The organism is Alistipes sp. HGB5 (assembly GCF_000183485.2).
Lineage (GTDB): Bacteria > Bacteroidota > Bacteroidia > Bacteroidales > Rikenellaceae > Alistipes > Alistipes finegoldii.
The window spans coordinates 60,952-85,484 of sequence record NZ_AENZ01000033.1 but is presented as its reverse complement, the minus strand read 5'-3'; the positions used below and the strand labels follow the sequence as shown (position 1 = coordinate 85,484).

16 protein-coding genes are annotated in these 24,533 nt (G+C 60.0%); 5 read left to right on the top strand and 11 right to left on the bottom strand.

Features of this window, described 5'->3' with window-relative positions; translation table 11 throughout:
• Positions 1-208 precede the first annotated feature (208 nt).
• The 5 genes from HMPREF9720_RS05500 to HMPREF9720_RS05480 all read right to left on the bottom strand — a co-directional run bounded on the left by HMPREF9720_RS05500 (position 209) and on the right by HMPREF9720_RS05480 (position 9,605).
• On the bottom strand, positions 209-1,297 hold the full coding sequence (locus tag HMPREF9720_RS05500) for a sugar phosphate isomerase/epimerase family protein (protein ID WP_009597168.1): 1,089 nt from the start codon (positions 1,295-1,297) through the stop codon (positions 209-211).
• Between the two features lie 78 nt (positions 1,298-1,375).
• Complete coding sequence (locus HMPREF9720_RS05495) at positions 1,376-3,079, bottom strand: hypothetical protein (protein ID WP_009597174.1); 1,704 nt, start codon at positions 3,077-3,079, stop codon at positions 1,376-1,378.
• A 24-nt stretch (positions 3,080-3,103) separates the two neighbouring features.
• Complete coding sequence (locus tag HMPREF9720_RS05490; RefSeq protein ID WP_014775497.1) at positions 3,104-4,648, bottom strand: calcineurin-like phosphoesterase C-terminal domain-containing protein; 1,545 nt, start codon at positions 4,646-4,648, stop codon at positions 3,104-3,106.
• A 19-nt stretch (positions 4,649-4,667) separates the two neighbouring features.
• Positions 4,668-6,479, bottom strand: a complete 1,812-nt coding sequence (locus HMPREF9720_RS05485) for a RagB/SusD family nutrient uptake outer membrane protein (protein WP_009597203.1) — start codon at positions 6,477-6,479, stop codon at positions 4,668-4,670.
• Positions 6,480-6,491: 12 nt separating this feature from the next.
• Complete coding sequence (locus tag HMPREF9720_RS05480) at positions 6,492-9,605, bottom strand: SusC/RagA family TonB-linked outer membrane protein (protein ID WP_039939965.1); 3,114 nt, start codon at positions 9,603-9,605, stop codon at positions 6,492-6,494.
• 699 nt (positions 9,606-10,304) lie between these two features.
• Here HMPREF9720_RS05480 and HMPREF9720_RS05475 point away from each other — a divergent pair.
• The 5 genes from HMPREF9720_RS05475 (at position 10,305) to HMPREF9720_RS05455 (ending at position 17,012) form a co-directional block, all read left to right on the top strand.
• On the top strand, positions 10,305-11,972 hold the full coding sequence (locus tag HMPREF9720_RS05475; protein WP_009597170.1) for a ribulokinase: 1,668 nt from the start codon (positions 10,305-10,307) through the stop codon (positions 11,970-11,972).
• 16 nt (positions 11,973-11,988) lie between these two features.
• Entirely contained in the window at positions 11,989-13,296 is a 1,308-nt protein-coding gene (locus tag HMPREF9720_RS05470; protein WP_009597242.1) for an MFS transporter, read from the top strand.
• 18 nt (positions 13,297-13,314) lie between these two features.
• On the top strand, positions 13,315-14,688 hold the full coding sequence (locus tag HMPREF9720_RS05465) for an FAD-dependent oxidoreductase (protein ID WP_009597187.1): 1,374 nt from the start codon (positions 13,315-13,317) through the stop codon (positions 14,686-14,688).
• 92 nt (positions 14,689-14,780) lie between these two features.
• The gene (locus HMPREF9720_RS05460; RefSeq protein ID WP_240049005.1) at positions 14,781-15,686 is read left to right on the top strand and encodes an endonuclease/exonuclease/phosphatase family protein; all 906 of its coding nucleotides are present in this window, start codon (positions 14,781-14,783) and stop codon (positions 15,684-15,686) included.
• Positions 15,687-15,701: 15 nt separating this feature from the next.
• On the top strand, positions 15,702-17,012 hold the full coding sequence (locus HMPREF9720_RS05455; RefSeq protein WP_009597201.1) for a histidine phosphatase family protein: 1,311 nt from the start codon (positions 15,702-15,704) through the stop codon (positions 17,010-17,012).
• A gap of 91 nt (positions 17,013-17,103) precedes the next feature.
• On the opposite strand, the gene tpiA is transcribed toward HMPREF9720_RS05455, so the two are convergent.
• From tpiA to HMPREF9720_RS05425, 6 genes are all read right to left on the bottom strand, one after another.
• Positions 17,104-17,862 carry a triose-phosphate isomerase gene (gene tpiA, locus HMPREF9720_RS05450; protein WP_009597248.1) on the bottom strand — a complete coding sequence of 253 codons (759 nt, stop codon included), beginning with the start codon at positions 17,860-17,862 and terminating at the stop codon, positions 17,104-17,106.
• Positions 17,863-17,905: 43 nt separating this feature from the next.
• Positions 17,906-19,627, bottom strand: a complete 1,722-nt coding sequence (gene lysS / locus HMPREF9720_RS05445) for a lysine--tRNA ligase (RefSeq protein ID WP_009597214.1) — start codon at positions 19,625-19,627, stop codon at positions 17,906-17,908.
• Positions 19,628-19,855: 228 nt separating this feature from the next.
• Positions 19,856-20,503 (bottom strand): phosphatase PAP2 family protein, encoded by a 648-nt coding sequence (locus HMPREF9720_RS05440; protein ID WP_009597213.1) that lies wholly within the window; start codon positions 20,501-20,503, stop codon positions 19,856-19,858.
• Positions 20,504-20,648: 145 nt separating this feature from the next.
• Positions 20,649-22,154, bottom strand: a complete 1,506-nt coding sequence (locus HMPREF9720_RS05435; RefSeq protein ID WP_014775507.1) for an MBOAT family O-acyltransferase — start codon at positions 22,152-22,154, stop codon at positions 20,649-20,651.
• The gene (locus tag HMPREF9720_RS05430) at positions 22,151-23,758 is read right to left on the bottom strand and encodes a hypothetical protein (RefSeq protein WP_009597234.1); all 1,608 of its coding nucleotides are present in this window, start codon (positions 23,756-23,758) and stop codon (positions 22,151-22,153) included. The genes HMPREF9720_RS05435 and HMPREF9720_RS05430 overlap by 4 nt, the downstream gene beginning before the upstream one ends.
• A 7-nt stretch (positions 23,759-23,765) precedes the next feature.
• Entirely contained in the window at positions 23,766-24,533 is a 768-nt protein-coding gene (locus tag HMPREF9720_RS05425) for a zinc metallopeptidase (RefSeq protein ID WP_009597197.1), read from the bottom strand.

Below are 24,533 nucleotides of genomic sequence, written 5' to 3'. Positions count from 1 at the left end.
CGGGTGAATCTGTCGTTTATGCGAAGGATTTGTCGTTTGTGTGAAAGGATTTGTCGTTCGGCGGAAAGATTCGTTGTCGTGCGGGAGGAGTGCGGCGGATGGTTTGTCCGTTACTCCTGCCGGCGGGCGGAAACTTTGCCGGTTCGGAGACATTCCCTTGTCCCTTGTCCCTTGTCCGTCCGTCGTCCGTCGTCCGGCTGCCGGGGACCTATTGGCGGTTCAGCCTATGGGTGAAGGCCGGATAGACGAGGCCCGTGTAATTCGCTTTGGCGGATTCGATCGTGGCCGTCGTACCGTCGTAGGTGTCCGTGAAGGAGACTTCGTAGAGGAAACAGCCGCGGTAACGGTTGTTTTTCAGCAGTTCGTAATAGAACTCTCCCCAGTCGATCAGTCCTCCGTCGTAAGGCTGCAGGTGCTTGTCCAGCGTGCCGGATTGCCCTTCGGCGCCGCGATTCTGCTGGATGTGCAGCGTGCCGAGGCGTGTGCCGAGCTTTCGGAGTATGGCGACGGCGTCGCCGTTTCTGGTCGGATTGATATACGACCCGTTCAGCGGAATCAGGGCGTGGCCCGTATCGAGGCAGACGCGCACCTGCTCCAGCTCCTCGCCGCTGAGCAGGGCGAGCATCGTTTCGGCATCGTAGGCGACGCTTCGGGGACAGTTTTCCACGCAGAGAATCGTGTGCAGGCCGTACGTCGAATTGCAGGACGCGATGTGGGTCTGTAATTCCCGGAGCGATTTCCGGCTCTGGGCCTTGCGTGCCGCGAAGTCGCTTCCGGTGGTGAGTATCGTGCCGGTGGAGGGGTGAATTACGAAATGCTTGGGCGACATGTGTTTCATGGCGCTGTTTATCACGGTTCTGAGTTTTGCTACGGCCGTCGTGCGGGCCGCTTCGTCGGTCGCCGAAATGTCGTATGTCCGGTAGGGCAGATGGATGCCCCAAAGGCTTGCTGCGGCGGAGCCGATTGCCGCTCCCGCCTCGGAAAACAGTGCGTCGAGTTTCGCGTCGGTCATTCCTTCGGCGAAGATGGTGGCGTCCTGCGCCATGATGTCGATGCACATGCCGGTCGCCGCGGCGCGTTTGCAGTTGGTCGTGTTGACCTGTTTGAGCGTAATCAGTTTGCCCGGTTTGAGCTGCAGCCGGAAGATGTCGTCGTTCGGGGCGCCCAACGCCGTCGTCGGTTCGACGACCGTGATGCTGCCGTTGCCCTCGCCCGCTCCCGGCTCCTTGTCGTCGGAGCCTCCGCAGTTGCAGAGGAGCGCGGCGGCCAGAAGCGGAAATATCAGTGTTTTTTTCATTTTGCAGGAAGTTGATTTTAAACGATCGGCGGGCGGGGGATTGTCCCTCCGCCCGCCGGATCGTGTGAAAGTGTTCGTTTAGTTTTTCCTGACAACGATGTTGTCCAGACAGATACGGCCGTTGGCGCTGGTAGATCCTGCACCTGTCGTATCCCAGCATATCTGGGTTTCCGCCGTCGCGCCTTCGATGGTTATCGAGAAATTGGACCATTTCTTCAAGGCCTCGTTTCCGTGTTTGGGGCAGTGCGCCGATGTGATATTGATCGACTTGCCGCCGCTTTCCGGAGCGATCGATGCGGCCGAACCGCTGCCTTCGACGACCACTTGCGCCGAAGCGATTGTTCCGGCATTCAGTACTTTGACGGGAATGTCGTGTTCCGATGCAAACCGGACGGCGTCGAATGTGACGGTGACGATCGATGCCGCGGTCAGTTTTGACAGTTTGGGCGTGGTCAGCACTCCGTAATACATATTCGAACCCGAAGCCGAATTGGAGAGACGGACATATCCCGGAAACTCATAACAGTATTTGATGCCCCAATCCGTTAGTCCCCGGTTTGCGAGATAGGCCGGTGCCGCATCCTTGTCGGAACTGATGTTTATGCCGAACGTCGTGTAACTTGCAGTAGCCGTGGCAGGTTCGGTGCCGTCGATGGCCGCAGGACTCGTGGATGCCAGTTTTCTGCCGCTGCTTGCCACTTTCCCCGTCTGGATCCAGTCGCCTCCGTATACCATCAGATCGAAATACTGTTCCAGAATGATCGACGGATCTTCGTTCTCGACGAGTTTCAGGCGATAGCGCGGAGTCTTGTCGGCGTTGGTGCAGTCGATCTCGACGTCTATTTTGCAGGTCGATCCCGAAACATTGACCCAGAATTTATTTATATCAGCATCTTCGGTCTTGGCCGTCATTTGTCCGAGACTTTCCCGCACGTAGTATACGGCCGCCGGGTAGGTGTAGAACGGGACGGTCGCATAAACGCTGTTTACGGTTCCGATGCCGCCGTTGCCGCTGTAAGCGGTGAACCCGTAAGGCGTGTTCTCAATCAGGATGGTGATGTCGTCCGAGGCCTTGCAGGTGATCGCAGCGGTATAGATGCCGGATTCCGACTCTTTGAGTTCGTACAGGCTTCCGTCGGAAGTCCTTGCCCATACGCCCTCCGAAGTGTCGATCAGCTGGAACGGAAGCGTAAGCTCCTCCGAATCCTCCGAATCGGGCAGTTGGCCCTTGGCGTATATGGTAAAGGTGTTTTTCGCTTCCGGATCGAATCCGCTCTTGGTGATTTTCAATACGTCGGCTCCGACTTCGGTCCATTGCGTCTCGTCGTTGAATTTGTAGGCATAGCCGATGGCGCCTTTGACGGCTTGCCATGTGACGACGACCTCGTCTGCGGATTCGCCTCTGGTGCATGACGGGGCCGGGGTCGGAAGCGTCGGGTCGATGTCGAAATCGACGGTGCGTTCGGCCGAGTCGGTCGTGTGTTCCTGATTGCCGACGGCATAGATGCGGAACGTATGCGAACCGCGCGAGAGTCGGGTCAGCTTCAGGGTTGTGGTCGCTGCGTCGATGGTCGTGTATTCGGTGGAGTTGTCCAAAGCATAGGCATAGCCTTCCGCTTTTGCGACGGCATCCCATTTGAAAGAGGCTGTCGCCAACTCGGTCGTAACCGCAAGTTTTTTGGGGCTGACCAGTTCGATGCTCATGATTTCGTCGTCCGACGATTCGCACGAACTCAGGCCGAGCGCCAGAAGCAGGCAGGGGAATAATAATAACTTTTTCATATAGGTTCGGTTCTTAGTCTGTTTTTAATAATCCAGATGATATATGCCGGGATGCGAATCGGGGTCGGTGAAGACCGTCTGTTCGTATTTGTTGCCGAAGCGGTCGATCGCCTCGACCTTTACGTCCGCAGCGGGATTCGTCAGCGTGTAATAGAACATGTGATCCGTGGACTTGTTGTAGCTGCTGCTGTTGTTCAGGATGCCGATGTGATAGGCCACCGTCCATGCGTCCTTGTCCGAATATTGGGTCATGGTGCCGGTTTTCGCGCCGTTTTCATAGACATTGACGGTCCAAGCGGGGTCCCAGTTCCAGATGTTCGCGACGATCTGGCCGGCGTTTTTCTTCGAGAAGTAGTACGAAGCGTCGCCGCCGCCGGTGAATTTGTCGGAACCGCGGTAGAGCCGGATCTGGAACTCTTCGTCGTGCTGCACCGATTTGTAGGTCCACTCCTTCATCGCGGCCCCGTCGATGCGGTAGATGCCGAAGCCGATGGGCGTGCCTTCGGTGCAGACGGTCGAGCGCCACCATGCGCCGCAGGAGGTGCCCGTGATGTGCTCGAAGATCTCCTTGCCGTTCTTGGTGTGGATGTGGTTGATGTTCGAGTGGGTGTGGGCCGACATGATCGTTGCGTATTTGTACTGCGAGAGCAGCTCCAGCACTTCGTCGTAGTAGGCGTAATTGCTGTTGCGGAAGGGAATGTGAACGCACAGGATCACCATTTTATCCTTCGGAACATAGCTCAGGTCCTGCTTCAGCCATTCGTATTGCTCGGCGCTGAAACCGCCGGTGTAACCCGCGCTCTCCTGACATTCGTGGATGATGTTGTCCATCGATACGATATGCACGTCGCCGCGGTTGAACGAATAGTCCACCGGACCGAAGAAGCTTTCGTATTTCGCGCGGGCCTCCTTCTCGTTGGCCGTCGGGAATTCGTGGTCGTGGTTGCCGATGGTCGAGAATACGGGGATTCCCGTCTGTTCGGGCTGCAGGGCCACCACCATGTTGCTGTAGAGCGCCCATTTGTTGTTCACCAAGTCGCCGAGGTGGATGGCGTAGCACGGGATGTCGGCCGAGGAGGAATACTCCCGGATGTCCTTGGCCGCTTCGCGCTTGAACCGGACGGCGTGCGCCGCCTCGTTGATCTGGGGGTCGCCGATGCAGATCAGATCGAACCGGGTTTCGGGAGCGTCCAGCGCCGTCAGCGTGAAGTCGTAGCGGGCGGTTTCCGGTTTGAGTTTGGTGAAGAACTTGGGCAGTTTGTAGGTCTTGTGCATGTTGACCTTGTAGCCCGAAGGCAGGGAGTAGAAGACGAAGCCCGATTCCGCGTTGCGGGTCAGCACATACTGGCCCTCGGCGTCGGTCTGCGTGCAGGTGAAGCCGTCGCTGACGACAACCCCCGGAACGGGGTTGCCGTTTGCGCCCGTGACATATCCGTAGGTGTCGCCGCCGTCGGGAACGATCTCTCCGCCGTTTCCGCCGTTATTGTCATTGCCGTCGCTGTCCGAGCAGGCCGCGAAAACCGCGATCGAGCAGAAGAGAAGCAGCAGTCTGTATAGCCGTTGTATCATAGTGTGTTTGTTTTTATTGTTATTCCTCGATTGAATGGCCGGCATAACCGGGGTTCTGGGTTATCAGCGGATTGGCGATGCGCTCGTCCTCCGGAATGGGCCACAGGGCGTCTTTCATCGGGTCGTAGGACATCGTGATGAATCTGCGCAGGTTCATATCCTTGCCGTCGAACGTCTGGCCATTGTAAGTTACGTGCCAGTCGGAGTCGATCGTCGGTACGGCGTTCGATACCGAACCGTCGAGAGCCGGTGCGTAGAGCGTTCCGGAGATGACCGATTCGGCCATATCCCAGCGGCGGATGTCGAACCAGCGGAAACCCTCATTGCAGAGTTCGACCATACGCTCGTAGCGCAGTGCCGAACGCAGGCCGTCGCGGCTGAGGTTTTCACTGAGACCGGGCATGTGTGCGCGGCTGCGGATCGTTTCGATGTCGGCTTTGGCGACGCTGAGGTCGCCGCCGTTCCACTCGATGTTGGCTTCGGCGCGGATCAGATAGAGCTCGGCCAGACGCATCAGCGGATAGCTCAGCACGCATACCGAGCTGGTGCCGAATGCATTGTTGTATTTGTACTCCTGAATGTCGAGGTATTTGCGCCACAAGTAACCGCACGGGCCTTTCGAACCGTTGGCGCCGTATTCCGATTTGCTGCCGTAGGCTTCCGAGTTTGCGACGTCTACGCCTTCTTCTTTGTCATTGTAGTTCTTGATGGTCTGGGCGGAAGGATTGGTCTCGAACTGCATGCCCAGTACGCGGGAACCCGGACGTACGCAGAAGAGATCGAGACGCGGGTCGCGGTTCTTCCACGGATTCTGGTAATCGAACAGGGGCGATTCCACGATCGACTTGCCGTCCGTGCACTGGATGGCGTCGAGGAAAGCCTGCGTCGGGCTGAAGTAGGAGCAGCCGCCTGCGATACGCGGCGCCGCATAATAGCCGGCATTGTGCTGGTTGCTGGAGATCGCCGTATTGTACTGCAAGGCCCAAATCCATTCGTCGCTGTTCTTGTGACCGTTGATGCCGAACAGATTGGAAGGAGTGGGTTCGCCCTTCGTGTGGTCTTCGCCGCAGTAGCGGATGTCGTATGCCTGAAGGGAATATCCGCCCTCTTCGGCCAGTTTCAGCGCTTTGTCGGCATAATAGGCCGCCTCTTCGTAATATTTCCAGTTCAGACAGATGCGGGCTTTGAGTCCATAGGCGCCTGCGCGTCCCAGACGTGCCGATCCGTAGCTGTTCTTGTTGTGGCGGATCGGCAGAAAGTCGAGCATTTCGTCCGCAAGATCTTCGTTGAGAATCCGTGAAATCACCTCTTCTTTCGGCGTGCGCGTGTAGGTGTCGCCCAATTTCAGGGTGTGGTCGATGTAGGGGATGTCGCCGTAAAGCTGGCAGCCCCAGTCGTAGAGGAAGGAGCGGACGAGCAGCAGCTCGGCTTTATACATATTGTACTCCTGCTCGCTCATCAGCTCGCGGACGTTGTCGATGCCGTCCAGTACGAGATTGGCGCGGGCTGCGGTTTTGTAGATTTGGGTGTAGACCTTAGTCACCCATGCGTTCGAAGGCGGGAGTTTCGACTGCTGCTGGTAGTTGTAGTTGGCGGCGTTGATACGCGATGCGCCGATGTCGGAAGCATTGTCCTGAATGCCGGGGAACGGCGTCGAGGATGCGTCGATCAGGGTAAGGCCCTTGTAGGTCGCGAAGACGCCCGCTTCCACCTCCGATTTCGTAGCCGGGAACGTGGACGCATTCGGACCGTTGAGATATGCTTTGTCGAGCGAGCAGCCCGTGATGAAGAGACTGCAGAGCGCTATGCCGGTGATTATTTTGTTTTTCATGGTTGTAATGCGTTAAAATTTGAGTTCGAGTCCGACCGTAACGATCTTTACCTGCGGATAGTTGTTCGCCGAGCCGAGTTTCACGACGTCGAAGTCGCCGCTCGAATCGCCTCCGTAACCCACCTCAGGGTCGTAGCCGTCCCAGAAGTTGGTGACCGTGAAGAGGTTCTGCGCATTGACGTAAAGATAGGCCGAATTGAGACCGATCCGGTGCATCCACGACTTGGGTAGTTCGTAGCCCAGCTGGATGTTCTTCAGGCGGAGGTAAGCGGCGCTTTTCATCCAGAACGACGAGTCGTACCAGTTGTTTTTGTTCGCACTCGTCAGACGCGGAGTCTTGCCGTTGGGATTCTCTGCGCTCGCCCAGTCGAGGTGCTCCTTGCGGAACGTACCGCCTTGGTTGCTGGGCATTACGTAATAGGTGTTCAGATAACCGTCCGTTTTGCCGACGCCTTGGAACAGCAGACCCAGACGCAGCCCTTTCCAGCCGAAGTTCAGGTTCAGGCTGTAGGTGTAGCGGGGGATCGTGCTGCCGACGATGTCTTTGTCGTTCTCGTCGATCGAGTTGTTGCCGTCGATGTCGGCATAGCGGATGTCGCCGATCTGGACGGTTTCCTTGAACTGCGGACAGTTGGCGTTGACCCAGTCGGCCTCCTCCTGCGTGCGGATGATGCCGAGGCTTTTCAGCGCATAGATGCTGCCGATGGAATAACCCTCCTGATTGCGCAGCACGCCGCTGGTCGAGGTCTTGCCGCGCATGTCGAGGATTTCGTTCTTGACGTCGGACAGGTTGGCCTGCACGCCGAACGAGAAGTCGCGCCACTGGTTGTTGTAACCTACGCTTACCTCCCAGCCTGTGTTGCGGACCTTACCCGCATTCTGGTAGGGAGCGTTGAGACCGATGCCGAGGGGCATGTCGAGTTTCATCAGAATGTCCTTGGTCTCCTTGCGGTACCAGTCGGCCGTGATGTTGAGCTTGTTGAAAAGCGAGAAATCCACGCCGACGTCGAGCATCGTGGTGGTTTCCCATTTAATGTCGGGGTTGGCCAGCGTGTTGAGGGTGACGAGCGAGTAGATATTGTCGTTCATCGAGATTTGTCCCATCGCGAGGTTCTGCGTGGTGGGATAGTAGCTGGCTGCGTCGCCGCCGGCAAGGTTCTGGTTGCCGAGCGTACCGTACGATGCGCGGAGTTTCAATCCGTCGATTATGTGTTTGACATCCTGCATGAACGGCTCCTCGGAGATACGCCATGCACCCGATACCGAGGGGAAGTAACCCCAGCGGTTCGATTTGTTGAAGCGCGACGATCCGTCGATACGCAGGTTGGCCTCCAGCAGGTAGCGCTCCTTGTAGTTGTAGTTCAGACGGCCGAAGTAGGACTGTATGGCCCACTCGTAACGGCGGCCGGAGTTGTCCATGTTGTCGATTTCGCCTACGTCGATCTGGTCGTAGTTGTAATTGAAGACTTGACGGTAGGCCATCAGGTATTTATAGTCGTACGTGTTGCGCTCGGCGCCGAGAATCAGTTTCAGGTCGTGGCCGCTGAAGTTGTGCTTGAGCGTTGCCAGAAAGTTGTAGTTGCCGTAGAAAGCGCGCGAACCCGATTCGGTGAGGGTGGCATAGGACGCGGAGGTCAGCGTGGAGGTGCCTTTGTAGTCCTGATAGGTCGTAACGGGCTTCTTCCAGTTGTGGCGGTTGGTGGTCGTGTAGCGCGGCGCCAGCATGCCCTGCAGGGAGAGCCATTTTGCAGGCTCGTAGGTCAGCGTGATGGCTCCCGAAAGCCGTATGGTGTTGGTGTTGTTGCTGCCGCCGTAAAGCATCAGGGCTACGGGGTTCATGCCCTGCATTCCCAGACCGTTGTAAAGACCGGTCGAAAATTGGTTGGGAATGTCGGCCGGACGGGTGTTCATGTAGTTGAAGATCGTGCTCTGATAGGGCGAGGCCTTGCGGTCGTCGTTCGAGAACGAAAGGTCGAGTTTCATCGACATTTTGTCGTTGAACTTGACGTCGGCGTTGTTGCGGAACGTGTAACGCTGGAAGTCCGCATTTTTGATGATGCCTTCCTGATCCACGTATCCCAGCGTGGTGAGCATGCGTACGCGCTCGCTGCCCACGCTGAGCGAAACATTGTGGCTGTGGGTGAAGCCCGAACCGGTCAGCACGGCGTCCTGCCAGTCCGTATTGGGATAAAGATCCGGGTCCTTGCCCCAGTTTTTGCGGTATAGCGCCATATCCTCGTCGTTGTAATCGGGAATGGGGGTGCTGCCCGGCTTTTCGCCGTTGAGGTCCACGCCGTCGTTGAGGTACATGGCGCGTGTCAGCTCGCGGAATTCGAGCGCATTGACCATGTCGGGCAGGTCGGTCGGCGACTGCCAGCCCACATAGCCCTTGTAGGTGATGGAGAACCGCTCCTTCGAACCGCGCTTGGTGGTTACGAGGATCACGCCGTTGGCGGCGCGCGAACCGTAGATGGAGGAGGACGCGGCGTCCTTGAGGATGGAGATGGATTCGATCAGGTTGGGATCGACGCTGTCCAGACTGCCTTCGATGCCGTCGATGAGCACCAGCGGCGAGGTCGAGCTGCCGCCGAAGGAGTTGATGCCGCGGATGCGGATCGCGCCGCCGTCATCGCCCGGTGCGCCCGACTGCGTGGTGACGGTGACGCCCGGAGCCATGCCCTGCAGGGCGGCCGAGGTCGAGACGATCGGGCGTTTGTCGAACGCCTTCGAGTCGATGGTGGCCACCGAACCCGTCACGTTCACCTTTTTCTGGGTGCCGTAGCCCACGACGATGACTTCGTCGATCTGCGCATTGTCGCTTTCGAGCCGGATGTCGTAATCGGTCTTGGTGGTTACTTCGACCGAAGTCTCCTTGTAGCCGATGTAGGAGACGGAGAGCCGCTGGCCGGGAGCCGCCGCAATGGCGAACTTACCGTTTGCATCGGTCGTGGTACCCCCCCCCGGCTGAGTGCCTGTAATGACGATCACGGTAGCTCCTACGAGAGGCATGCCGTCCGCGTCGGTGACTGTTCCGCGGACTGTCGTCTGGGCGTGCACGGCCACACTCAGGCAGCATGCGATGACCGCTGCCAACAGTTTTGTTAAGGTGCGTAGCTGTTTTTTCATAGTTGGTAAAATTAGTAAAATTTTAAGGTCTTTGGTCTTGGGATAAAACACCGCGGGGCAGACGCGGGTCGGTGCGCCTGTCCGTCGGAAGGAATCCGGGTTTATTGGCCCGAAAAGGCCGGAAATTCAGGTTTCATAATGTGAGGTCGTTTGTCTTGGTTGTGTATGCGGGTGTTTTCTCTTTGTTGTCTGAATTATGGATGAAGTTTCTTTTCGTTGTTGTAAGATGCTCTTTCGAAAAAAGAAAAGTCCGAAAGAAAATCCGGCGCCGGATCATGCGGAAATTCCGGGGCCGATACTTATTCGGACCGATTTCCGTTCTTTATATAAAATATAGGTATATGAAGAGTACGTCGGGAAAGGGATAACGGAGGATTCTGCCGTGCCGGAGTCGGAGAAACTGCCCGGATTACAGCGAAATACCCGGTCCGCCGGATATGCCGCCCGGAAAACGGAACGCCCGTTTTTCCGGTGAGCCGGCGAGAAGGTCTGCGCTGTAAAGTTAGTCATTATTTGCTTTTGTTTGTTTTTCTTATCTTTTTCAGGGGTGAATTTATATTTATTTTTTGTATTTGCAAAATTTCTTGTTGAAAATTTTCTTTTTGTAGCAATATTTTAATATATTCGCAAAGTCAAGTAAGGGGTTTTGCTCTCTTTTACCTTTCGTTTAGCGACGATTTGCACTGAAAATAAGCTATAATGGAACACCTGTACGTTATTGGAATAGACTACGGCACCGACTCGGTGCGGGCGCTGCTGGCCGATGCAGAGTCCGGCGAAGGGATCGCCGTCGCCGTTTGTAATTACTCCCGCTGGGGCCGGGGATTGTACTGCGACACCGCGAAATCGCAGTTCCGTCAGCACCCGCTGGATTATCTGGAGGGGCTGGAGCAGGTGCTGCGGCAGGTCATTGCGCAGTGTCCTGCGCCGGAGGCGATACGCGCCATCGCCGTGGATACGACCGCCAGCACGCCGTGTCTGGTCGATCGCACCTGCACGCCGCTGTCGCTGACGGTGGGTTATGAGGAGAATCCCGATGCGATGTTCGTTTTGTGGAAGGACCACACGGCGCAGCGGGAGTCGGAGGAGATCACCGCCCTCTGCGCCCGCGGCGAAATCAATTACGCCCGCCGTTCGGGCAACCACTATTCGTCGGAGTGTTTCTGGTCGAAGGTCCTGCACCTGCTGCGGGGTTCCGAACGGCTGCGCCGCGATGCGTGGGCCGTCGTCGAGCTGTGCGACTGGATTCCGGCCGTGCTGACCGGCTGCCGCGCTATGGAGGATTTGCGGTCGGGGCTTTGCGTCGCCGGGTCGAAGGTGATGTGGGCCGAAGAGTGGGGCGGCTATCCGCCCGAAGAGTTCTTCGCCGGACTCGACCCCGTCCTGCTGCCCATCCTGCGGCGTCTGCCCGTCAGGACGTACGGCTGCGACACTCCTGCAGGTACGCTCAGCCCCGAATGGGCGGCGAAACTGGGGCTGTCGGAGCAGGTGGTCATCGGAGTGGGGAATGTCGATTGCCATTCGGGCGCCGTCGGCGCGGGCATCTGTCACGGGACCGTGGTGCTGAATCTGGGCACGTCGGCCTGCTACATGGCCGTCATGCCGCCCGAAAAGATGGGCGACCGGATGGTCGAAGGCATTTTCGGTCAGGTGGACGGCTCGATACTTCCCGGCATGGTCGGATTCGAAGCGGGCATGTCGGCCTTCGGCGACGTGTACGCGTGGTTCAAGCGCCTGCTCTGCTGGCCGCTGCGCGAAGTGCTGCTGCCGGCCGATCCTGAGAACGAGACGCTCCGCGCACTGGCCGCGCAGACCGAAGAGCGGTTGCTGGCCAAACTGGCCGAAGCCGCCGCGCAGCTGCCCCTGCGGGCCGATGCGCCGCTGGCGACCGATTATCTGAACGGCCGCCGTTCGCCCTATCCCTGCAACCGGCTGACCGGTTCGGTCGTGGGGCTGAACCTCTCGGCGACCGCACCGGAGCTTTATTACGCCTTTGCCGAGGCGACGGTTTTCGCGACGAAGGCCATACTCGACCATCTGGCGGAGAACGGCGTGGAGATCGGACGGCTGGTGGGCATCGGCGGCATTTCGCAGAAATCCCCCTTTGTCATGCAGCTGCTCGCCGATGTGACGGGCATGGCGATCGAAGTCTCCGGCAGCGCGCACTCCTGCGCGCTCGGCGCCGTGGTCCATGCGGCCGCCGCCGCGGGACTCTATCCGTCGGTCGGTGCGGCGCAGCGGGCGCTCTGTCCGTCCGTCGCCCGTGTTTACACGCCCGACGCCGCGAAGTCCGGCATATTGGCGCTCCGCTATGAGCGTTACCGCGCCTTGGGCGCTTTCACCGAGAACCTTTTTATAAACCGATAAGACAAAAGAAACCCGAATGAATTTACTTCAAAACCCGAACAAGCGTCGTTGGTATATTGTGGCGACGATTTTCGTCGCAATCATCTGCAACTACCTCGACCGCCAGCTGCTGTCGATCCTCAAACCCGAAATCCTGACCCATTTCGGCATCGAAGACCTCCAGTACGCGTGGATCGTCAACGTATTCCTGATCTGTTACGCCATCATGTATCCCATATCGGGCATTCTGGTGGACCGCTTCGGGTCGAAGAAGGTGATGCTGGGTGGTATCGTCGCATGGTCGTTGGCCTGCATCGGCGGCGGCCTTTCGACCAACGTCGTCGAATTCACCATCTGCCGCGGCATCCTCGGACTGGCCGAGCCGACGATCTTCGCCGGACAGATCGTGGCCGTCACGCTCTGGTTCGAGAAACGCCACCGCGCCACGGCCAACAGTCTCTGTACGGCGGGCGGTTCGCTGGGAACGGTCATCGCGCCGCTGGTCATCGCGTGGATGGCCCGGTTCCTGCCGTGGCACGACGTCTTCATCGTGGCCGGTCTGGTAGGTCTGGTGATCGCCGTGGCATGGGCGTTGATCTATAAGAATCCGCCGCAGGAGGTGCTGGCCGTCACGATGGCCCCCGACAAGGACGAAGTCGCGCGGAACAACGGCGAACAGCAGCGGGCCTTCACGTGGGGCGAGCTGTGGACGACGCGCTCGCTCTGGGGCGTGCTGCTGATCCGTCTGATCAGCGACCCCGTCTGGTATTTCTGCTGCTTCTGGCTGCCGGGATACCTGCGCAGCATGGGCGAAGCGCAGGGGCTCTCGCAGCAGGCTACGCTCGACATGATTCAGTATATCGGCGGACTGCCGTTCCTGTTCGGCGCCGTCGGCGGCATCCTCACCTCGGTCTGGTCCGACTGGCTCGTGCGCCGCGGCATGCCGGCGCTGAAGGCCCGCAAGACGATGATGATCCTCATGGCCTTCGTGGCGCCGCTGTGCATCCTCACGCCCTATGTGAGCGAGTGGCAGGCCGTGTCGTTCGATGCGCGCATCGGACTTGTGGTGGCGATCTTCAGCCTGATCGCGATCATGTGCCTGAGCTGGCTCTACACGATCTGCGTGGTCATCGCCGAGGCATTCCCCGTGAAGAACGTCGCCAGCGTGGTCGGCATCACGGCCGGCGCGGGAGCCGTGGGCGGCGCGGTGTTCAACATTTTCATCGGTTCGCTGCTGGCGACGATGGGCAACGTGCTGTTCGCCGTCATGGGCGTGATGCACCTCGTAACGGCCGTTATCCTGTGGCGCATGGTACGCCACGAAACTCCGAAAACCGTAAAATAAACCTAAAACATTGCAAATATGGCAAATCAGAAAACAACGATTACGGAACCCCAGCGGGAGATTCCGGTTCGCGCCGAAGTGGACGTGCTCGTCGTGGGCGGCGGCCCTGCGGGCATCATGGCCGCACGTGCGGCGACAGGCAAGGGCCTGCGCGTCATGCTGATCGAAAGCCGCGGCTATCTGGGCGGCAACCTGACCATCGGTCTGCCGATTCTGGGCTACCTCGGACGCAAGGGCAACCAGATTATCAAAGGACTGCCCCAGCTCTTCATCGACCGCCTGCGTGCGCGGGGCGCCGCCGGCGAACACCGTCCCTGCAAGCTCCATGTGAGCCTGACGATCATCGATCCCGAAGAGGCGAAGACCGTGGCGCTGGAGATGCTGCAGGAGGTCGGCGTCGAAGTGCTGTTGTACGTATTCTGCGCGGACATCGTTAAAAACGGCGATGCCGTCGAAGGCGTCGTCGTCGAGAGCAAGGCGGGACGCGAGGCGATCCTCGCCAAGACGGTCATCGACTGTACGGGCGACGGCGACGTGGCCTGCCGTGCGGGCGTCGAGTGCCGCAAGGGCGATGCCGACGGCGGTATGCAGCCCCCGACGCTGATGTTCTGCATGAAGGGCGTCGACGTGCAGAAACTGCGCGATGCGCTGGTCGGCCGGCCCGATGTCTTCGACATGGACACCATGCCCGCCGAGCAGTTCCGGACCGGGAAATTCATCACCGTCGGCCTGCGCAACCAGATCCGCAAGGCCGAAGAGGCCGGGTATAAGATTCCCGTGGCGCGTACGATCCTCATTACCGGCATCAAGGACGACGAAATCTGGGTGAACATGTCGCGCGTGAGCGGCGTCGATTCGACCAAGGCGGAAAGCTATACGCACGGCGAGGTGGAGGGCCGCAAGCAGATTTACGAGCTGGAACGCTACCTGAAGAACTTCGTTCCCGGCTTCGAGAACGCATGGCGCGAGAAGGTGGCTCCCTTTATGGGCATCCGCGAGAGCCGCGTGATCGTCGGAAAATACATCCTGACGGCCGAAGATATCCTCGCCTGCCGCCGCTTCGACGACGCGGTCGCCGTGGCCAGCTATCCGGTGGATATCCACCATGCCACGGGCGGCGACTGCACGCTCCACTGGTGCGAGGACTGCTACGACATTCCCTACCGTTCGCTCGTGCCGGCCGCGGTCGAGAACCTGCTGGTTGCGGGCCGCTGCTCGTCGATGAACCACGAAGCGATGGCTTCGACGCGCGTGATGTCCACCTGCATGGCGCTGGGCGAAGCCGCCGGACGTGCGGCGCGCATCGCGCTCGAAGAGGGCGTACGCCCCTCGGCGGTCGATGTGGAGAAGGTGCGGGAAGAACTGCGCCAGACCGGTGCATACCTTCGTTGATACGGTTTTTTGGTTAGATAATGTTTAAACCGGGTGAGCCTGTGGCGGGCCGGATTCCGCCCGCTGCAGCGCTTGCTTTAAGACTTGAACCGATGAAGAAGAGTTTTATGCTGTGTCTGGCTGGCTGTCTTGCGGCCTGCGTTACGGCGGTCTCCGCAACTGCGGCGCGTCCGGCGTCCGGGCAGCCGGCGACCCGCGTCATGACCTGCAACGTCCGCATCACGGGACTGCCCGAAGACGAGACCGCAGGACGCCGCTGGGAGGACTGCCGCGACGCCTGCCTGAAGGCGATCCGCATGTACAGACCCGATGTGATCTGCATGCAGGAGGTGATTTACGATTCGTATAACTATTTCAAGGAGAAATTCTCGGATTATGTCGCTTACGGATTCGCAGGTCCGGAGATGGATCCCTATACCGAAGGTTATCACTTTATCGGCAAGAACGTGATTTTCTTCAGCAAAAAGCGCTACGAGTTCGTCTCGTCGGGCTGCTACTGGCTGTCGGAAACCCCGCTTGCCGCGGGCAGCTGTTCGTGGAACACGATGCGCGCCCGCCACTGCAACTGGGTGCGCCTGCGCGACCGGAAGAGCGGCGCGGAGTTCCGCGTGCTGGACATCCACCTCGACCACAAGTCGGACGATGCGCGGCGCGAGCAGATGAAGATGATCGTCGGGGAGTGCGCGCAGTATGCCGACGGCTTCCCGCAGATCATCTGCGGCGATTTCAATTCGGGAATCGAGAATGCACCCGTCGCGTGCCTGCGTGACGCCGGGTGGCAGGAGGCGTACGAGGCCGTACATGGTCCCGGCGAAGCCGGCTTTACCTACCACGGGTTCAAAGGCCCGGATTACAGGAAAAAGAACGCGCGCCGCATCGACTTTATCTTCGTGCGCGGCAACCTGCAACCCGTTGCGGCGGAGATTCTCCGCGACAAGGTCGATGGTCTGTACCCCAGCGACCACTACTTTCTGATGTCCGATTTTATCATTCAGTAACCGAACGAAAAACAGATGAGATTTACAAAACTATTCGCGGCCGTTCTCTGCTCCCTCGCGGCGCTGGCCGCTTCGGGACAGAACCTCCGGGACGAAATAGCTGCAAATCCCCGCAAGTCCGGCGGCGTATATTATGTCTACACCTACGACAATCCCGTGCTGACGCCTGCGCCGAAGGGTTATAAGCCGTTTTATATCAGTCACTACGGCCGGCACGGTTCGCGCTGGCTGCTGCACGACAGCGAATACGACGAGGTGATGGCCGTTTTCCGGGCCGCCGACGCCGCGAATGCGTTTACCGAGCGGGGACGCGAGGTCTACGGCCGGGTGAAGCGCGTCTACGACGACGGCATCAACCGGGGCGGCGATCTTTCGCCCCTCGGCGCCGAGCAGCACCGGGAGATCGCCGGGCGCATGTACCGCAATTTCCCCGAAGTATTCCGCTCCGGCGCGGTCGTCGATGCGCAGGCGACCCTCGTGGTGCGGTGCGTGCTGAGCATGGCGGCTTTCTGCGAGCGGCTCAAGGAGCTTAATCCCCGTCTGGAGGTGTCGCGCACGGCGGGCCGCAGGACGACGCGCTACCTCAATTTCTACAGCAAGCCGACCAATCCGACGCTCAGCCGGGAGTACCTCGACTTCATCGACAAGGGCGGTTGGCAGGAGGAGTACGAGCGGATCGGGGATCGGTTCGTGCGTCCCGACCGGCTGATGTCGGAGCTGTTCGCCGACGGGGAGTTCGTGCGGACGATCGACGCGCAGAAGCTGATGAAGGGCCTTTTCTATTTCGCCGCCGACATGCAGAACGTCGGTCTGGGAATTTCGTTTTACGACCTCTTTACCACCGACGAGCTTTACGGGCTGAACGTGTACGACAACTATAAGTATTACGTGATCCGCGGTCCCTCGCCGCTCAACAGGCGTTTTCCGCAGTATTACGCCAAGGCGCTGCTGGAGGATTTCCTCACGCGCGCCGACCGGGCCGTGGAGGGCGGAGCGGTTTCGGCCGACCTGCGGTTCGGCCACGACGGCAACCTGATGACGTTCGTGTCGCTGCTGCAGTTCGAGGGGTGCGACGTCGTGGAGAGCGATCCTGAGAAGATCGCCCAAATGTGGCCCCTGTATAGAATATCGCCGATGGCGGCCAATATCCAGCTGGTCTTCTACCGTAAGAAAGCTGCGGACGACGTGCTGGTGAAGTTCCTCTACAACGAACGCGAGGTGCGGATTCCCGTCGCAAGCGATCTGGCGCCTTACTACCGCTGGAACGACGTGCGCGACTTCTACCGGAACGTGATGGAGAACCTGCCCGACCCGGCCGGGAAATAGGCCGGCGGCGTTTCGGGGCGGGACGCTCCGGGACGGATATGAAAAAAGCTCTTCCCGGAGGAAGAGCTTTTTTGTTTGCGGTCGGGACCGCTTATTTAGCAAAGCCTTTGCCGATGCTGAGGAAATCCTCCGCCTTGAGGGCTGCGCCGCCGATCAGGCCGCCGTCCACGTCCTCCTTTGCGAATATTTCCGCCGCGTTCGAGGGCTTGCACGAACCGCCGTACAGGATCGCCGTCTCTTCGGCTGCTGCGCCGAACTTCTCGGCCAGCACCTTGCGGATGTAGGCGTGGATCTCCTGCGCCTGCTCGGCAGTTGCGGTCTTGCCCGTGCCGATGGCCCAAACGGGTTCGTATGCGATCACGAGGTCCTTGTACTGCTCGGCGGTGAGGTTGTAGACGACCTCTTCGATCTGAGCCTTCACCACGTCGAAGTGCTTGCCGGCTTCACGCTCTTCGAGGTTCTCGCCCACGCAGTAGATCGGCGTCAGGCCGTTTGCGTAAGCCTGCGCCATCTTCTTGTTGAGCGTCTCGGAAGTCTCGCCGTAGTACTGGCGGCGCTCCGAGTGGCCGAGGATCACGTACTTGCAGCCCAGCGCCGCGATCATCGAAGCGGCGATCTCGCCCGTGTAGGCGCCTTTGGCTTCGGTTGCGCAGTCCTGCGCGCCGAGTGCGACGTCCGAACCCTTGAGCGCTTCGGCAACCGTCGAGAGGTGCGTAAACGGAGGGCATACGATGAAATTAACGCACGAGCATACTTCGCCGCGGCCTGCGACGATGTTCTTGGCCAGTTCTACACCTTCGGCGGGAAGCGTGTTCATCTTCCAGTTGCCGGCAACAATTTTCTTTCTCATATTCGGTTTGTTTTTATAAGTAAAATAAATTTTCCAAGCGGAATTATTCCTCGCACCATTTTTTGACCTCTTCGATCGAGGGTGCCTTCAGGCCGAGTTTGTTTTTCTTGTTGAAACCGCACAAGTCGTTGAAGAACTTGCCCGGAGCGAGCTTTTTCAGCGCTTCGACCGTGATGTAGCCCATTTTCTGGATCACGGGCACCCACTCTTCGGGAACGCCGATCTCGGTGTATTTCTCCACCGGATCGCTCACGGCTTTCTTTTCGGGGCGCATCTGCGGGAAGAACAGCACGTCCTGAATCGAAGCCTGATCGGTCATGAACATCGTCAGACGGTCGATGCCGATGCCCATGCCCGAACACGACGGCATGCCGTATTCCAGTGCGCGCACGAAGTCCATGTCGATGAACATCGCTTCGTCGTCGCCCTTTTCGCTCAGCTGGAGTTGCTCTTGGAAGCGCTCCAGCTGGTCGATCGGGTCGTTCAGCTCGGAGTAGGCGTTGCAAAGCTCCTTGCCGTTGACGAAAAGCTCGAAACGCTCCGTCAGTTCGGGGTTCGAGCGGTGACGCTTGCACAGGGGCGACATTTCGATCGGGTAGTCCGTGACGAACGTCGGCTGGACAAGCTCCTCCTCGCAGTACTGGCCGAAGATGGCGTCGATCAGCTTGCCCTTGCCCATCGTCGCGTCGGTCTCGACGTTCAGACGCTTGCAGGCTTCGCGCAGCTGCTCTTCGCTCTGGCCGGTGATGTCGTAGCCGGTCTTTTCGCGGATGGCGTCGGTCATCGACAGGCGGCGGAACGGCGCTTTGAACGAAATCTGCTTGCCGTCGAGCGTCACCTCCGTCGTGCCGTTTACGGCCACGGCGACTTTTTCGAGCATCTGCTCGGTGAATTCCATCATCCAGAGGTAGTCCTTGTAGGCCACGTAAATCTCCATGACGGTGAATTCGGGGTTGTGCGTGCGGTCCATGCCTTCGTTGCGGAAGTTCTTGCCGAACTCGTAGACGCCGTCGAATCCGCCGACGATCAGTTTCTTGAGGTACAGCTCGCTGGCGATGCGCAGGTACTGGTCGATGTCGAGCGCATTGTGGTGCGTGATGAACGGACGTGCCGCGGCGCCGCCCGGAATAGGCTGGAGAATCGGGGTTTCGACCTCGACGTAGCCTTTCGAGTTGAAGAACTCGCGCATGGTCGAGATGATTTTGGCGCGCTTGACGAAGACCTCGCGCACCTGCGGATTGACCGCCAGATCGACGTAACGCTGGCGGTAGCGGACTTCGGGATCGGTGAAGGCGTCGAACGTCTGGCCGTCCTTCTCCTTGACCACGGGCAGCGGGCGGATCGACTTCGAGAGCACCGTGAACTTGCGGCAGTGCACCGACAGCTCGCCCGTATTGGTATGGAACGCGAAGCCTTCGACGCCGATGAAGTCGCCGATGTCGAGCAGTTTCTTGAACACCGTGTTATACAGCGTGGGATCGCCTTCGGGGCAGATGTCGTCGCGGCGGATGTAGACCTGAATGCGGCCCGTGTGGTCCTGCAATTCGAAGAACGAAGCGCTGCCCATGATGCGGCGCGTCATGATGCGGCCTGCGATGCGGACGTCCCCGTAGTTGCCCTTGGTCTCGTCGAAGTTTTCGGCGATCTCCCGCGCCGTGGCCGTCACTTCGTAACGGGCGGCGGGGTAGGGGTCGATGCCCAGCTCGCGCAGGGCTGCGAGCGACTGTCTCCGGAGCTGTTCCTGTTCACTGAGTTCGATGCTCATATCGTATGTTTTTGAATGTTTTGACTATTAACCGTGCAAAGTTAATAAATTCTGCCGAAATACGAACCGGGCGCGGCACGGAATGAAAAAGAGCCGCATTTTTTGCGGCTCGCCGTATTGTCCGGGAAGCGTCGTCCGGGCGAGTTATCCGGGCGAGTTGTCCGGGGCGGAAGCTATTGTCCGGGGGCATTGGGATGCGTCGTCCGGAGGCCAGTCTTCCGGGATGTGTCAGCCGGCGGCGGAATCCCGGCGGATCAGACGGCGGTAGGCCCGCAGTGCGGCGTATCCGAGCGCGGCGCCGACCAGCGTGCCCCATACGAGGTCCATCGGAAAGTGTTTGCCGAGGTAGATGCGCGAGTAGCAGATCACCACCGAGCAGACGACCATCAGCCCCGTGAACCAGCGGCGGCGGATTGCGCCGCAGGCGAGTACGGCCAGCGCGACGATGGTCGCGGCGTGGGCCGAGACGGTGCCGTACATGCCGCTGACGGCTTCGGGCGGGACGTGGACCGCCCAGTGGTGGGGGACTGCCTCGCGGCGCATGACGCGCAGCGAATCGGGCGTGATGTCCAGCCCTTCGAGCGAGGGGGTGAACATCGGGCGCGGGCGCGGTTCGAAATCAGGGAGCAGGCCGCCCAGCACTCCGTTGCTCTTGAAGATGCCCGACACCATGTCCGCGAGTCCGATCGCCGCCAGCATCAGCACCGTGAAGATCAGCATGCCGCGCCAGCCGCTGCGCCGCCATACCAGCCAGAGGATCAGGGCGTAGAGCGGGAGCCACATGGCGGTGCCCGAAACGGTGAGCATCACGCGGTCCAAGGCGGTGCCGCCGTCGAAATTGAGGGCCGAAAAAAGGTCGTGGTCGAAGGTATACATGGGGCAATGGATTTGTCGTAAATGGTCGCAAGCCGTTTTAGGCGCATTGCCGGAAGTCTTTCCGGGGAGCGGGGCCGGACTTGCAGATACGGCTGCCGGCCGTGGGAGGAACATGCCGGGATGCAAGGCGGCCGTCATACGCAGTTTAAAACTGAAAGTAGATGAACGGTTGTATGTCGCTCGACTTGACCTGCATCACGCACCAGATCATCGCCGCCGCCATGACGATCTGCAGGACCAGCGGTGCGTGCGACACCAGCCGCTGCGCGAAGCGGTCCGCGCGTCCGGGCATCAGGTGGAGCAGGAAGCCTGCGGCGATCAGGGCGAAGGCGCCCGCATAGCCGGAGACGACCTGCGGGATCATCGCGGCGTTGAAGTTGTAGAAAATCTGGTGAAGCATCAGCTCGACGGTCTGCATCGACTCGGCGCGGAACATCAGCCACCCCAGACAGACGAGGTTGAACGTGAAGAAGATGCCGGCCGCGCGGCTCCACCAGTGCATCCGGTCGCCCGTGGCCTTGGCGCCCGGCACGACCGCCATCCAGAGCTTGTGCAGCGCCAGCGCCGCGCCGTGCAGCGCGCCCCAGAGGATGAAGCGGACGGCGGCGCCGTGCCACAGTCCGCCCAGCAGCATCGTGATGAGCAGGTTGCCGTAGGTGCGCAGTTTGCCTTTGCGGTTGCCGCCCAGCGAAATGTAGAGGTAGTCGCGCAGCCATGTGGAGAGCGAGATATGCCACCGCCGCCAGAATTCGGTGATGGTGGCCGACTTGTAGGGGGCGTCGAAGTTCTTGGGGAACCGGAATCCCAGCAGCAGGGCGATGCCGATGGCCATGTCCGAATAGCCTGAGAAGTCGCAGTAGATTTGCAGGGCGTAGCCGTAGATGCCCGCCAGACATTCGAAGCCCGAATAGAGCAGCGGCTCGTCGAAGATGCGGTCGACGAAGTTGAGCGAGATGTAGTCCGAAATGATCGCCTTCTTGAACAGACCCGTCAGGATCAGGAAGACGCCCGTGCCGAACATTTCGCGCGTCACGACGATGGGGTTCTGCCGGATTTGCGGGATGAAGTCCCTTGCGCGGACGATCGGCCCGGCCACCAGCTGCGGGAAGAACGAGAGGTAGAACAGGTAGTCGCACCAGTTGTCGAGCGGCTTGAGCTGACCGCGGTAAATGTCTATGGTATAGCTCATCGACTGGAAGACGAAGAACGAGATGCCGACGGGCAGGAAGATGTTCTGGAACTGCATGAATCCCTGCCCGAACATCTGGTTGGCGATGTCGATCAGGAAGTTGGTGTACTTGAAGTAGGCCAGCATGCCGAGGTTCACCGCCACGCTCAGCACCACGAGCCACCGCTTTGCCCGCGTCGAGCGGGCGGCATGGATGCCCTTGGCGATCCAGTAGTCGCTCGTCGCGGCGAAGATCAGCAGCAGGAAGTAGATGCCGCTCGACTTGTAGTAGAAGTAGAGCGAAAAGAGGATGACGTAGACGATCCGGGCCATCGGGGCGCGGCGGAACATGCTGTAGACGAGCATGAATCCGGCGAACAGAAACAGGAACAGCCCGCTGCTGAAGATCAGCGGCGACGAGGCGTCGTACGTGAGCAGCGCCTGCAGCTTTTCCGGGATGCCGTCCAATGCGGGGAGTGTCATTTCAGCGGTGCGTTGAGGGTTTCCGGCGGAATGCCGGGGATCAGGTCGCGTTCGATCCGCCGGCGCCGCAGGCTGTCGAGCACGGCCTGCTCGGCCTGCCGGCGGATGCGTGCGGCTTCCGCTTCCGTATAGGCCCGGTTCGCCCCAGCGTTGAGGGCGTCGAAGAGCGACCACGCCACGCGCCGGCCGCCGGCATAGTTGATGTGCGTGAAGTCCTTGCCGGCCCAGCCGTTGGCGACGAACTGCTCCATGCCGCCCAGCGAACGCATGGCGTCGCAGGTGGGCCAGAAGGCCGCTCCGGTGTTTTCGGCGGCGCCCCGCTGGTAGCCGAGCATGTGGGGAATGGCGTCCATCGGTTCGAAACCGGCGTCGGTCTTCACCGAACGGTCGCTGACGCCCAGCACCAGCACGGCGGCGGTCGGGAAGCACTGGCGGACGTAAGCCACCATCTTCTCGATCTGGCCGGCGTAGTTGGTGTAGTTGCTCACGCCCGTCTGCATGATGTTGAGTCCGTATTGCAGTATCACGAGGTCGTACCCCAGCAGGGCGTTCATCTGCGCATTGACCGACGGGTTGGTCCAGAACATCGCCTGCCCGTTGTTGCTGCGCACCGAGTAGTTGTCCACCACCACGCCGTCGGCTTCGAACACCGCGCCGTAGCCGATGAATCCCTCGTTGCCGGAGAGCACCTTGAACGAGAGCGAGCGGACGTGGGGAGCCGTGACGGCGATCTGGCGTATGTTCGGGGCGCTTTCGACCGTGAATTCACGGCGCAGCGAGTCGTTGAGCGTCAGCTCCACGCGGCTTTCGCCGGGGCTGATGAAGAAGACCCGCGCCGCGGTGCAGCTGTCGAGCCGCTTGCGGTAGTCGCTGTTTTCCCAGCGGGTCGAAGCTCCGGCCGCAGGCTGGCAGACCCAGCCCGAAATGTAGAAGTTCTCGCGCAGGTTCTGCGGCGCGGCCTTGCGCTGCATGATGTTGTAGGAAGTCCAGCCTTTCGACTGGGTTTTGATCGTGCGGCGGAACGCCGTCAGGGGCGAGGCCATCGGCGCGAAGCCCGCGCCTCCGCCGCCGTAAGCCTGCTGAAGCCTTTCACGCAGGTCCGCCGTGAGGATGTCGCCTTCGATGAACGAGTCGCCCAGCACGGCGATGCGCACCGGACGCCGGGCGCAGAGCAGCGTGTCGTAGAAAGCCTGCAGACGGCTCGAATCGGGCGTGCCGAAATCCTCGATCTCCACCAGCGTCGGGTTCAGCCGGACGCTGTCGGGGACGACCGGCATGCGCCGGACGCTGTCCGGGGCGAGCGCCCATTCGAAGGTGATCTGTACGGGGCGCGGTGCGGAATTGGCTTCGATCCGCTCGGCTTCGATCCGTTCGGCGACCTGCTCCATATCGACGTGAAAATCCTCCTCGTCGAAGAGCGCAGGCTCCTCGGCTACGGCGACCGCGTCGTCGAACGCCACGAGGTCCGAGAGGATATTGGCCCGGCGGAGTTTTACGCCGCCCAGACTCTGAGGGGGGATGAAACTGACGGCCGTCAGCACTGCGATCAGCGCCAGCGCCGCGATCCATCCCCGGTGGATGCAGTCTTTTTCGGGGGTGTTCATCCGGGAATCAGTCGCGCCGTCCGAGGATTACGAAGACCCAGTAGAGAACCGACGCGACGGCGCTCAGTGCCGCTACGAGATAGGTGCGTGCGGCCCAGCCCAGCGCCTCTTTCGCCTGAGCGAGCTGCGCTCCCTGCATCGTGCGGCTGACCTGCAGCCACTCCAGCGCGCGGGCCGAGGCGTTGTACTCCACGGGCAGCGTGACCAGCGAGAAGATCGCCGACATGGCGATCATGCCCACGCCGATCCAGCACAGCAGGGCGTTCTGCGTGGTGGTCATGAGCACCAGTCCGAGGATGATGACCCATGTGGCGGCCGTCGAGGAGAACTGCACGACGGGCACCAGTTGCGAGCGGAGCGTCAGCGGCGCGTAGCCTTGTGCGTGCTGCACGGCGTGCCCGCACTCGTGGGCGGCGACGGCGGCCGCGGCGACGCTGGTCGAAGAGTAGACGCTGTCGCTCAGGTTGACGGTCATCGTCTGCGGGTTGAAGTGGTCGGTCAGGTGGCCGCTGACATGCGTCACCTTGACGTTGTGGATGTGGTTGTCGCGCAGCATCTTTTCGGCCACTTCGGCGCCCGTCAGCCCGCCGGGGAACTGGACTTTGGAGTATTTGCGGAACACCGACTGCAGGCGCGCCTGCACGGCGTAACCGGCGATGCCGATCACGATGATCAGTATGTACATTCCGATCATGGCTGCGGAGTAGTGGATTCCCTGAGAACCCGAATCCGCGTAATATCCCGACTGAAGCAGGGTCAAAAGCATGTGTGTCAT